Source organism: Hymenobacter sublimis, from assembly GCF_023101345.1.
Lineage (GTDB): Bacteria > Bacteroidota > Bacteroidia > Cytophagales > Hymenobacteraceae > Hymenobacter > Hymenobacter sublimis.
Genome location: NZ_CP095848.1, coordinates 1,911,896 through 1,923,963 on the forward strand (window position 1 = coordinate 1,911,896; position 12,068 = coordinate 1,923,963).

Below are 12,068 nucleotides of genomic sequence, written 5' to 3' on the forward strand. Positions count from 1 at the left end.
CCTCAAATTTGATTACCCGATTTCATGGCTGAAGAACTAGTACCCGCCGCTACCCCTGACCACGGCTACACCGAGGATAGTATTCGCTCCCTGGACTGGCGTGAGCACATTCGGCTGCGCCCGGGCATGTACATCGGTAAGCTGGGGGATGGCTCCAGCTACGACGACGGCATTTACGTGTTGGTTAAGGAAGTTATTGATAACTCCATTGATGAGCACGTAATGGGCCACGGCCGCACCATCGAAATAAAGATTTCCGACCAGCGCGTGCAGGTGCGCGACTACGGCCGGGGCATTCCGCTGGGCAAGGTGGTAGAGGTAGTAAGCAAGATCAACACGGGCGGTAAGTACGACTCGAAAGTCTTCCAGAAGTCTGTGGGCTTAAACGGGGTAGGTACCAAAGCGGTTAACGCCCTGAGCAATTACTTTTTAGTGCAAAGCGTACGCGACGGGCTGATGAAGTCGGCTGAGTTTGCCCAGGGCATTCTTACCAGCGACCCTAAGCCGGTGAAAACCAGCCAGCGCAACGGTACGCTCTTCACCTTCCAGCCCGACGATTCCATTTTCCGCAACTACCGCTTTATCCCGGAGTACCTGGAAAATCAGATCTGGAACTACGTTTACCTGAACGCCGGCCTGACCATCAACTTCAACGGTCAGAAGTACTACTCCGAAAATGGCCTGCTGGACCTGCTGGCTCGCAAAGCCGACGCGGAAAGCCTGCGCTACCCCATTATTCACCTAAAGGCCGAGGACATTGAACTGGCCCTCACCCATGGCAACGACTACGGCGAGGAGTACTACTCCTTCGTGAACGGCCAGTACACTACCCAGGGCGGTACCCATTTGGCCGCTTTCCGGGAGGCCGTAGTGAAAACGCTGCGCGAGTTCTACAAAAAGGACTACGACGCGGCCGATATCCGAGGCTCCATTGTGGCCGCCATTTCGGTGCGGGTGCAGGAGCCGGTGTTCGAGTCCCAGACCAAAACCAAGCTCGGCTCCCTTAACATGGGTCCCGACGGGCCTACCGTGCGCGGGTTCGTTCTGGACTTCGTGAAGGAGCACCTCGACAATTTCCTGCACAAAAATCCCGAAACGGCGGAGGCGCTTAAAAAGCGCATCGAGCAGAACGAACGGGAGCGGAAGGACATGGCCGGGGTGAAGAAGCTGGCCAACCAGCGCGCCAAGAAAGCCAACCTGCACAACCGCAAGCTCCGCGACTGCCGCCTGCACCTGGGCGAGACCAAAAACGCCGAGAAGGAGCTGCTCACTACCCTGTTCATCACGGAAGGTGATTCGGCTTCGGGCTCCATTACGAAAAGCCGGAACGTGGAAACGGAGGCCGTTTTCTCTTTGCGCGGAAAGCCCCTGAACTGCTTCGGGCTGAAAAAGAAAATCGTGTACGAGAACGAGGAGCTGAACTTGCTCCAGCACGCGCTGAACATTGAGGAGGGCATCGAGAACCTACGTTACAACCGCGTGGTCATTGCCACCGACGCCGACGTGGATGGCATGCACATCCGGCTGCTGTTGCTCACGTTCTTCCTGCAGTTCTTCCCCGATTTGGTGCGCAACGGCCACGTTTTCATCTTGGAAACCCCGCTGTTCCGCGTCCGCAACAAGAAAACCACCATTTACTGCTACAACGAGCAGGAAAAGCAGGCTGCCATGCGCCAGTTGGGCCGCAACCCCGAGGTAACGCGCTTTAAAGGTCTGGGTGAGATTTCGCCCGACGAGTTCGGCAAGTTCATCGGTGACAACATCAAGCTGGAACCCGTGATTCTGCAGTCGGACCGCTCCATTCAGCAGGTGCTAACCTACTACATGGGCAAAAACACCCCGGCTCGTCAGGAATTCATCATTGAGAACCTGCGTTTAGAAAAAGACCTGGTAACCTCCGACGTGTTGCCCCTGGCCGAAGTGGCGGAGGCTGATTTGGCCTAGGATAACAGCCAGCCCAGTTAGCAGATACCACGCGCACAAGTAGACTAGGGCGGTTGCGGGGTAGCACTTTAGCAACCACGCCCAACCACTTGGTCCTACCTAGTCGCTAAGAGTTTTAACCTTCTGCTCCCTTTACTGGGCAGCAGGAGAGAGGTACAAGAACAATAACCGTGGCGCTTGCCACACCCCCATGTCAGAAGAGACGAATCCCCAAGACCTGAACCACGAAGACGAATCGAAGCTATTTGGTGCCGGTGACTCCTTTGCGTTCGGGTCGGCGCCGGAAGCTCCGGCCAATGCTGATGCCTCCCCAGAAGACGCGCCGCAATTCGTGATAAGCGAAGCTGGCGAGTTGCTGCTCGCGGAGTCTGGTACCGATGTGGAAGCCGTAACCGAGCCGGAGCCCGTAACGGAAGAAACCGAAGAGGAGCCCAAGTTCGCCCCCGGCGAAACCATTCACGACGTGGCCACGGTGAATGGCATGTACCAGAACTGGTTTCTGGACTACGCCTCCTACGTGATTCTGGAGCGCGCCGTGCCCGCCATCGAGGACGGCCTCAAGCCCGTGCAGCGCCGCATTCTGCACGCCATGAAGGAAATGGACGACGGCCGCTTCAACAAAGTGGCGAACGTCATCGGTCAGACCATGCAGTATCACCCCCACGGCGACGCCTCCATCGGCGACGCCATGGTGAACTTGGGCCAGAAGGACTTGCTGATTGAAACCCAGGGCAACTGGGGCGACATCCGCACCGGCGACGGGGCCGCGGCGGCCCGTTACATTGAGGCCCGCCTGAGCAAGTTTGCCCTCGACGTGGTGTTCAACCCCGACATCACGGAGTGGCAGATGAGCTACGACGGCCGCAAGCGCGAGCCAACTACGCTACCCGTAAAGTTTCCGCTGCTCCTGGCCCAGGGCGTGGAAGGCATTGCCGTGGGCTTGAGCACCAAGATCATGCCCCACAACTTCCGGGAGTTGTGCAAGGCTTCCATTGACGTGCTGCGAGGTAGGGAAATTCAGCTGTTTCCGGACTTCCCGACCGGCGGCCTCTGCGACGTGACCAACTACAACGGCGGTCTGCGCGGGGCCAAAATTCGCCTGCGCGCTACCATTGAGAAGGTTGATAAAACCCTGCTCGTCATTCGCGACATTCCCTACGGTACTACCACCACGGCGCTGATGGAAAGCATCGTGAAGGCCTCGGAAGCCAACAAAATCAAAATTAAAAAGGTAGTCGACAACACGGCCGCCGAGGTAGAGATTCAGGTGCACTTGCCCACGGGTGTGTCGCCGGACCTTACCATGGACGCCTTGTACGCCTTCACCGACTGCGAAATCAGCATTTCGCCCAACACCTGCGTCATTATCGAGGATAAGCCGCGCTTCGTGGGGGTAGAGGACATGCTGCGCCTGAGCACCCAGAAAACAGTGCGCTTGCTGGAGCGGGAGTTGGAAATTCGGCAGGAAGAGCTACAGGAAAAATGGCACTCGGCCTCGCTGGAAAAGATTTTCATCGAGAACCGCATTTACCGCAAAATTGAAGAGTGCGAAACCTGGGAGGACATTCTGCAAACCATTGATGCTGGCCTGAAGAAATTTGTGCGCATTGAGGGCGAAAAGCAGAAAGCCAACGACGCGCGCATTGTCCTGCGCCGCGCCATCACTGAGGACGACCTGACTCGCCTGACGGAAATCCGCATCAAGCGCATCAGCAAGTACGACGGCTTCAAGGCCGAAGAGTACATTCAGAAGCTGGAAACGGAGCTGGCGGAAGTAGCTGACCACTTGGCTAACATTGTCCGCTACGCCATTCACTACTTCGAAGGCCTGCTGAAAAAGTACGGCACCAACCGGGAGCGGAAAACCCAGCTGCGCACCTTTGATGTAGTAACGGCCCAGAAAGTGGCCGTCGCCAACCAGAAGCTCTACGTCAACTATGCCGACGGTTTTGTGGGCTACGGCCTCAAGAAGGACGAAAAGGCTGTGACGGTGTGTGACTGCTCGGACTTGGATGACATCATTGCCATTCGCCGCGACGGCACGTTTGTGGTGAGTCGCATTGCCGAGAAAACCTTCGTGGGCAAGGACATTCTGCACGTGGGCGTCTACAACAAAAACGACGACCGGCTGGTGTACAATATGGTGTACCAAGATGGAGCCTCGGGCATTGCCTTTGCCAAACGCTTCCTGGTGACGGGTATCACCCGCGACAAAGTGTACGACCTGACCAAGGGCACGAAAGGCACCAAAACCCTCTACCTCACGGCCAACCCTAACTCCGAGTCGGAGGTAGTAAGCGTGCAGTTGTCTGACAAGGCTCCGGCCCGCGTGAAGCAATTTGATTTCGATTTTGCCGAGCTGGCCATTAAGGGCAAGGGCTCCATGGGCAACATCGTCACGAAACAGCCGATCAAGAAAATAACCCGCAAAACCGTTGGTGACAGCACTTTAGGCGGCCGGGAAGTATTCTTTGACAGCGTCGTGGGTCGCCTGAACCACGCCGGCCACGGCCGCTACTTGGGGGCCTTCGATACCGACCATACCATTTTGGTGGTGTATAAGGATGGCAGCTACGAACTGAAGTCGCCCGAGCCGGCGCACCACTTCGATGTGCCCAACATTCTGCTGCTACGCAAGCTGGAGCCCGACACGGTTATCAGCAGCGTGTACGTGGAAGGCGAGTCGAAAACGCACTACGTCAAGCGTTTCAAAATTGAAACCAGCACCCTCGACAAGCGCTTTACCTTCATTTCGGAAACTAAGGGCTCCAAGCTCCTGTGTGCTACCTGCCACCCCGAGCCCCAGGCGGAAGTAAAGCTGCAGCGCGACAAGAAGGCCGATAAGGAAACGGAAAACCTGCACCTGCACGAGTTCATCGACGTGAAAGGCTGGAAGGCCATGGGCAACAAGCTCGCCTACTTCCGCATCCACGGCGTAACGTTGCTGACGGATGAAGGGCCCGAGCCTCAGCGGCGGGAAGCCAAGAAGAAAGCCGGTCCGGCCACCATTCCTAGAACGGCGGCCCCTAGTAGCGCCGCCCCCGAGGAGCCGCTGCCGGAGCTTCATGGCACGGTTGACATCTCGGAGGCCGACATTGCCCAAGCCCAAGCTGTACTGAAAACCCCTAAGTCTCAACTCAAGCTATTCTAGTTGCAGGCCCTTGCGGTGGCGTTCCTTTCAGAAAAGCCAGCCTGAATTCAGGCTGGCTTTTCTGTGTAGCGGAGAGGTTCTGCGGCAGTCTTCGCAGGGCGGGTACTATGTGGTTACTGCAGCGGGCGACGGCAAGTTTTAACTCAACATCAGAATCAGAAAAGTACCTTTGCCGGCCATGCTGCGCCCATTCAGCCTTCTTATTGTCATTCTGCTGCTTGGTCTATTTGCAGGCCAGGGCTGCGTGCTTGCGCAATCCAGGCTGGCGTCAACTACTAAGCCTGCTCCCCTCGATCCGGCCGTAGCAGATTTATTAACCCAAGCCCGGGCTCTGCAGGCGCAGTACCACGAGTCGGAGGCCCTCGCCAAGTACGAACAGGCACTGAGTAAAGCCCCCGCTACCTATGAGGCTCTGTGGCAAGCAGCCGTATTGAGCGTCCGGATTGGCGCCCGCTACACCGACGAAACCCGTAAAGCAGCCTATTTCTCGGCGGCTCGCCTGTACGCCAGCCGGGCGTTGGTGGTGCGTCCCGACGGGGCAGAGGGGCATTATGCCGAAGCGCTGGCTTTATCTAATCAGGCGACTTTGCTTACGGCCCGCGGCCGGCTGCTGGCCTACCGTGAAATGCGGCCCCATGTGTTTCGAGCTACCGAGTTGCGGCCGGACTGGGCCGAAGCCTGGCAGCTGCTGGGGCGGTGGCATTACCGCGTTGACCACTACAGTCCGTTTGAGCGGGTTTTTAGCCGGATATTTCTGGGCGGAATGCCCGCTGGCGCCAGCACCTTCCGGGCTATTGATGCGCTCAAGCGGGCCCACGAACTCGACCCGAAGCGCATCCAGTACGCCTACGATTTAGCCCGGGTGTACCTGAACCGCAGTCAGCAAACCCGGGCCACTGCTGTTTTGCAGGAGGCCGTGGCGCTAACTCCCGTTACGGCCGATGAGCTGGAACTCAGCCGGCGCTGCCGCCGGATGTTGGAGCAAGTTAACCGCCAGCTGCGCCGCCAGATCAGCCGCCACGTTAGAAAGCTGTAGGCCCTTGGCACTGGGTAGCACCAACCATGGGTAGCGCGTATCTTTGCCGTTGAATTTTACCTTGCGCCGTGCGTCCCTTTCGTTTCTTTCGCCTGTTTTTGTTGCTCGCCGCTGGTCAGGCCTTGGTTGCTGCCTGCGCGGAAGGCCCCAAGGAGCGGCCGGAAACTATGGTGAACCTGAATACGGTGCAGAGCGGACCGAAAATTCAGGCCGAAGAACTGGATGGCGCCATTGCCCGTCAACCGCAGAATGCCTCTTTGTACGCTCGCCGGGCCGCTTTTCGCCTGGATGCTGGCCTGACTGAAGCTGCGCTACGAGACATCAATCAGGCCCTGGATCTGGATGATGCGCCGGGGGAGTTTTACTTCACGAAGGCGCGGGCCTTGCGCGCACAAGGCCAGATTAAGTCGGCGCTGGCAGCGACTACCGAGGCCGCCCGCCGGGGCTTCGCCTCCCCAGATCTGAACCTGCTGGTAGGGGAGATGCATCTGGCCAGCCGCCGCTACCAAGATGCCCTGGACCAACTAGACCGCGCCCTGCAGCAGGAGCCTGACCACGCCGCCGCCTTATTCTACAAAGGAGTTGCCTACGTCGGCTTGCAGGATACGCTCCAGGCCCTGGAGCACTTCCGGGCCAGCCTGACCCGCGACCCCCGCCAGCCCGAAACTCTGCATCAGCTAGCGTTTCTGTCCAATGCATTCCGCCAACCCGAGCAGGCGGCCCTCTATGCGGCCCGGGGTCTGAAGCTGGCGCCTACCTACGGTCCGCTGTGGTATGATTACGGCCGGCAGTTTGAACTCCAAAACCAGCCCGATAGCGCCACGCGCATCTATGCCCGGACGGTTCAGTTGGATACCACTTTCTATCGGGCTGATTACCGGCTGGCCCTTGTTGCCTTCAAGGCCCGCAAATACGCCCAGGCCGTTCCACACCTGCAGCGGGCCCTGCGCCGTGCCCCGCGCCTGGCGGGCGCCCGTCAAATGCTAGCGGAGAGCTTAGAAAGCGTTGAGCGGTGGCCCGAAGCGGCCGAACAGTACCGGCTACTGGTAGCCGAAAACCCTGGCAACCGCCACTGGACGTACAAGGCCTGGAAAGTGGGCAACCGTGCCAAGGGCATCCTTGTCAATGAAGCCCCCCGGCCCGCTGTGGAGGCCGTCGAGCCCATTATAGTAGAGCGCCCTGGCTTGTAGCCCGTGGTGAGGTAGCAGAGTGATAACACGATGGATTTAGCATTCTGCCTGCTCGGCTGAAAGCGTAAACTCACCAATTCACCACATCACAATCTCACCACTTGTGTAACTTGCGGCCTCACGGCTGTTTGTATAGCCATTATTCCCCAACTTCATGTTGAATATCACCCTCCCCGACGGCTCGGTGCGCCAGTTTGTAGATGGCGCCACGGGCTATGATGTTGCCGCCGGCATTAGCGAAGGTCTCGCCCGTAATGCCCTGGGTGTGCGCGTCAACGGCGAAGTGCGCGACCTGCACCGCCCCATCGAACAGGATGCCACCGTGGCTATTCTGACCTGGAACGACCCCGAAGGCAAATCTACCTTCTGGCACTCCTCGGCCCATCTGCTGGCCGAAGCCCTCGAAGCCCTCTACCCCGGTGTGAAGCTGGGTATCGGCCCCAGCATTGAAAACGGCTTCTATTACGACATTGACCTGGGCGAGGGCCGCACGATTTCTACCGATGACCTACCGGAGGTGGAGAAGAAGATGCTGGAGCTGGCCAAGAAGAAAAGCCAGTACGAGCGTCGGGAGGTAAGCAAGGCCGATGCCATTGCTTACTTCACCGAGAAACAGGACCCCTACAAGCTAGACCTGCTGGAGCGCCTCGAAGACGGCGCCATTACCTTCTATAGCCAAGGCGACTTTACGGACCTCTGCCGCGGCCCCCACATTCCCGATACTTCGCCCATCAAGGCCGTCAAGCTACTCAACGTGGCCGGCGCTTACTGGCGCGGCGACGAGAAAAACAAGCAGCTCACGCGCATCTACGGCATCACCTTCCCCAAGGCTAAGGAGCTGACCGAGTACCTGGAGCGCCTGGAAGAAGCCAAGCGTCGTGACCACCGCAAGCTGGGCAAGGAGTTGGAGCTGTTCGCGTTTTCCGAAAAGGTAGGGGCGGGGCTACCCCTATGGCTGCCTAAAGGCACAGCTTTGCGCGAGCGGCTGGAGCAGTTTCTGCGCCGGGCCCAGATCAAGGCCGGTTACCAGCCCGTCGTGACGCCTCACATTGGCTCCAAAGAGCTCTACGTGACCAGCGGCCACTACGAAAAGTACGGTGCCGACTCGTTTCAGCCCATCAAGACGCCGAACCCGGGCGAGGAGTTTTTCCTCAAGCCCATGAACTGCCCCCACCACTGCGAAATCTACAAAACCAAGCCCCGTTCGTACCGCGACCTACCGGTGCGCTTCGCCGAGTTTGGCACCGTGTACCGCTACGAGCAATCGGGCGAGCTGCACGGCCTGACGCGGGTGCGCGGCTTCACCCAGGATGACGCCCACATCTTCTGTCGCCCCGACCAGGTAAAAGAGGAGTTTCTGAAGGTAATTGACATCGTGCTTTACGTGCTCAAGGCCCTTGATTTCCCCGATTTCACGGCCCAGATTTCCCTGCGCGACCCCGAGAACAAAACCAAGTACATCGGCTCCGACGAAAACTGGGAGAAGGCGGAGCGGGCCATCATTGAAGCCGCCGCCGAGAAAGGTCTGACTACCGTGACTGAGTTGGGCGAAGCCGCTTTCTACGGTCCCAAACTCGACTTTATGGTGCGTGACGCCATTGGCCGCAAGTGGCAGCTCGGCACCATTCAGGTTGACTACAACCTGCCCGAGCGGTTCGAGCTGGAATACGTGGCCTCCGACAACTCCCGCCAGCGCCCCGTGATGCTGCACCGGGCTCCGTTTGGCTCACTGGAGCGTTTCGTGGCCGTTCTGATTGAGCATTGCGGTGGCAATTTTCCACTCTGGCTCTCCCCGGAGCAGTTCACCGTGCTGCCCATTTCGGAGAAGTACCACGACTACGCCCAGCAAGTGTACGACCAGTTGCAGGCCGCTGAACTACGCGGCACCGTGGACCACCGCGACGAGAAAATCGGCCGCAAAATCCGGGATGCCGAAGTGGGCAAAATTCCCTACATGCTGATTGTGGGCGAAAAGGAGCAGGAGAATGGAGTTGTCTCGATCCGTCGGCACGGAGCCGGTGACGTTGGAGCCGTGCCCATTGAAGAATTCATTCAGAGCTTCCAGCAGCAGGTAGCCGACATGATGGACGGCAAAGCCAGCTAACAACACCTCCAACTCATCGGCAGGTACCACAACGGACCTTCTGCGAGTAGCAACGTCTAGTAGTCCCAATAGGCGTTGCTACCCGCAGAAGGTCCGTTGCTGCTTTCCGAAAAGCAGTTTTTCGTCGGCTGAACGGGCATTTTTATATGGCCTTTTTTGAGCGTGTGGAAAAAATGCCGGATATTCGCACGCTGATTGAACTAGCCGGCGCCTTCCCGCGCCCTTTCAATCCAGCAGAAATCGACTTTCACCTTAAGGAAGAACGCCATAGCTACCCCCAACCGCCGCTATATACCTCGTGCCCAGGTCGAGGAGCCGTTTAAAATCAACCAGAAGATTACGGCCCGTGAAGTGCGCCTCGTCGGCGACAATATCGAGCAGGGCATCTATTCCATTGAACAGGCCCGTCGGTTTGCTCAGGAGCAGAACCTCGACCTCGTGGAAATTTCGCCCACGGCTGTGCCACCCGTGTGCCGCGTCATCGACTACTCGAAATTCAAGTACGAGCAGAAAAAGAAGACTCGGGAGCTGAAGGCTAAGCAAACGAAGGTAGTCATCAAGGAAATTCGTTTCGGACCCAATACCGATGACCACGACTTCGCCTTCAAGCTGAAGCACGCCCAGGAATTCCTGCGTGAAGGAGCCAAGATTAAGGCGTACGTGCATTTTGTGGGCCGTAGCATTGTCTTCAAGGAGCGAGGCGAAATTCTATTGCTGAAATTTGCTCAGGCCCTTGAAGATCTTGGTAAAGTTGAGCAGCTACCCAAGCTAGAGGGCAAGCGCATGTTCCTCTATCTGGCTCCCAAGGCCGCGGCTCCTACTAAAGTAGCCAAGCCCGCCGCTCCGAAAGAAGGCGGTAAGGAGCCCGCTAAAGAAGCCCGCCCCGCTGCCGCCGATAAGGCAACCGAATAGTTTACCCGGGGCTGCGGCCCCAATTTGAGCTGGCGCACCGGCCCTAGGCAGCCGACCGCCGCAGTTTTTCACCTTTTATCACCACCACAATGCCGAAAATGAAGACTAAGTCCGGCGCCAAAAAGCGTTTCACGCTGACCGGCACGGGCAAGATTAAGCGTAAGCATGCCTTCAAAAGCCACATTCTGACCAAGAAGAGCACCAAGCAGAAGCGTAACTTGACGCACGTAACGCTGGTAAGCTCGGCAGATATGAACCGCGTAAAGGACATGCTTACTCTCTAATTAGAAATTAGGAGTTAGAAACGAAACATGCCGTGGCCTCTCGTTAGGTGCTGGATGTATAGATTTCTTTAATTCTTTGATTTTTAATTTTAATTCTTTTCACCAGGCGTCCGGCTGAAATAAAAGCTGCGGTAAATAACTATCCGCCGCCGGCCGCCAAAAAAAACTGGTTATGCCAAGAAGTGTAAACCACGTGGCCTCCCGCCACCGCCGGAAAAAAGTAATGCGTTTGGCGAAAGGCTATTATGGCCGTCGCAAAAACGTATGGACCGTTGCCAAAAACGCGGTTGAGAAAGGTCTGCTGTATGCCTACCGCGACCGGAAAGTTAAGAAGCGCGAGTTCCGCGCCCTCTGGATTCAGCGTATCAACGCTGGTGCCCGGGAGCATGGCCTGTCTTACTCGCAGTTCATGGGCGGCCTGAAAAAGGCTGGCATCGAGCTGAACCGCAAGGTGCTGGCCGACCTCGCCCTGAACCACCCCGAGGCTTTCAAAGGCATCGTGGAAAAAATCAAGTAGTCCGTTTAGCTACGCTACTTACCAAAAGCGCCTGCTCGTATTCGAGCAGGCGCTTTTTGCATTTATAATGTACAATATATGCCCTTCCTTTACAGGCTACTGCATAACTGAGCAACGCGCCCTAAATGCATAACAGCGCTGCTGCGCTGCCTAATGATGAGGGAAAACTAGTATTGTTATAGCGCCCCCACATTTCCTAGTGAGCAAGCTTCAGTTGGCAGATGGAATCCTTAACTGGCTCCCTGTTGCTTGTCGCGTAATAGGTCGATGATGAGCTGTTTGTCAGCTATAATGTCTTCTAATTCCTTGATGCGGCTGCGGCTCTGTTCTAATTCCTGCTGGCACGTGAGTAGAGTGGAAGAATAAGGGGTTGCTGCTTCCTGGGCTATAGTGAAGTGCTGGTCTGGGGAAACTAATAACTGCTCCCTGGCTAGCTGGGCTACGGCCTCTGGAGATTGTAGCGGAGCTAGCGGCTCCCCTTCGCCGGTAATCAGCCAGTGGCTATTGACTCGGGGAAATACCGCCAGTATTTTCTGAATAGTTTTTAAAGTCACCCCGCTTTGCTTGGGCCCGGTGAAGCCATTTAAAGTTTGGGGTTTCATATCCAACTTAGCTGCGAAAGCCGAAGGCTTGAGTCGCAGGAGGTCCATAAGTTGCAGCAACCGCTTTCCAAAAGGCTCAGACGGACTGGTAGTTATGGGATGAGGAGCGGGGGGCATGCGGGAAAGTGTAGGCGCTTTTTGGAGGAGTTAATATTTAAGGTAAATTGCGTATGTGATTAAGCTTTTTACCTTAAATATTGGGAAAACCTACAAAATATTGTGTAAATGGAGCGCTTGCCAGCATCTAATTCCTCCAAGAAAGTGCGGTCTATGCGCTTGCCCGACGAGGGAAACCCTTTGTGGATAGCTTACCAACAATTATCCCGGG

The 12,068-nt window shown here is 56.9% G+C and carries 8 protein-coding genes and 1 pseudogene; 8 read left to right on the plus strand and 1 reads right to left on the minus strand.

Features of this window, described 5'->3' with window-relative positions; translation table 11 throughout:
* Positions 1–24: 24 nt before the first annotated feature.
* The 8 genes and pseudogenes from MWH26_RS08090 (at position 25) to rplT (ending at position 11,138) form a co-directional block, all read left to right on the plus strand.
* The gene (locus tag MWH26_RS08090) at positions 25–1,944 is read left to right on the plus strand and encodes a DNA topoisomerase IV subunit B (RefSeq protein WP_247976801.1); all 1,920 of its coding nucleotides are present in this window, start codon (positions 25–27) and stop codon (positions 1,942–1,944) included.
* A 190-nt stretch (positions 1,945–2,134) separates the two neighbouring features.
* On the plus strand, positions 2,135–5,095 hold the full coding sequence (locus MWH26_RS08095; RefSeq protein ID WP_247976802.1) for a DNA gyrase/topoisomerase IV subunit A: 2,961 nt from the start codon (positions 2,135–2,137) through the stop codon (positions 5,093–5,095).
* 178 nt (positions 5,096–5,273) lie between these two features.
* Entirely contained in the window at positions 5,274–6,131 is an 858-nt protein-coding gene (locus MWH26_RS08100; protein WP_247976803.1) for a tetratricopeptide repeat protein, read from the plus strand.
* A gap of 68 nt (positions 6,132–6,199) precedes the next feature.
* Entirely contained in the window at positions 6,200–7,321 is a 1,122-nt protein-coding gene (locus MWH26_RS08105; protein ID WP_247976804.1) for a tetratricopeptide repeat protein, read from the plus strand.
* A 154-nt stretch (positions 7,322–7,475) separates the two neighbouring features.
* Positions 7,476–9,425 carry a threonine--tRNA ligase gene (gene thrS / locus MWH26_RS08110; protein WP_247976805.1) on the plus strand — a complete coding sequence of 650 codons (1,950 nt, stop codon included), beginning with the start codon at positions 7,476–7,478 and terminating at the stop codon, positions 9,423–9,425.
* A gap of 267 nt (positions 9,426–9,692) precedes the next feature.
* Positions 9,693–10,250, plus strand: a pseudogene (gene infC / locus MWH26_RS08115) (translation initiation factor IF-3); the annotation flags it as partial.
* 176 nt (positions 10,251–10,426) lie between these two features.
* Entirely contained in the window at positions 10,427–10,621 is a 195-nt protein-coding gene (gene rpmI, locus MWH26_RS08120; RefSeq protein WP_188558573.1) for a 50S ribosomal protein L35, read from the plus strand.
* Between the two features lie 172 nt (positions 10,622–10,793).
* The gene (gene rplT, locus MWH26_RS08125; RefSeq protein WP_188558572.1) at positions 10,794–11,138 is read left to right on the plus strand and encodes a 50S ribosomal protein L20; all 345 of its coding nucleotides are present in this window, start codon (positions 10,794–10,796) and stop codon (positions 11,136–11,138) included.
* Between the two features lie 230 nt (positions 11,139–11,368).
* On the opposite strand, the gene MWH26_RS08130 is transcribed toward rplT, so the two are convergent.
* Positions 11,369–11,788, minus strand: coding sequence for a hypothetical protein (locus MWH26_RS08130; RefSeq protein WP_247976806.1), 420 nt, complete (start codon positions 11,786–11,788; stop codon positions 11,369–11,371).
* Positions 11,789–12,068 lie beyond the last annotated feature (280 nt).

Bases quoted from the DNA above. Each gene is read 5' to 3' on its own strand.
- rpmI (WP_188558573.1), top strand. From the start codon at position 10,427: ATGCCGAAAATGAAGACTAAGTCCGGCGCCAAAAAGCGTTTCACGCTG.
- rplT (WP_188558572.1), top strand. From the start codon at position 10,794: ATGCCAAGAAGTGTAAACCACGTGGCCTCCCGCCACCGCCGGAAAAAA.
- MWH26_RS08090 (WP_247976801.1), top strand. From the start codon at position 25: ATGGCTGAAGAACTAGTACCCGCCGCTACCCCTGACCACGGCTACACC.
- thrS (WP_247976805.1), top strand. From the start codon at position 7,476: ATGTTGAATATCACCCTCCCCGACGGCTCGGTGCGCCAGTTTGTAGAT.
- MWH26_RS08100 (WP_247976803.1), top strand. From the start codon at position 5,274: ATGCTGCGCCCATTCAGCCTTCTTATTGTCATTCTGCTGCTTGGTCTA.
- MWH26_RS08130 (WP_247976806.1), bottom strand. From the start codon at position 11,788: ATGGACCTCCTGCGACTCAAGCCTTCGGCTTTCGCAGCTAAGTTGGAT.
- MWH26_RS08095 (WP_247976802.1), top strand. From the start codon at position 2,135: ATGTCAGAAGAGACGAATCCCCAAGACCTGAACCACGAAGACGAATCG.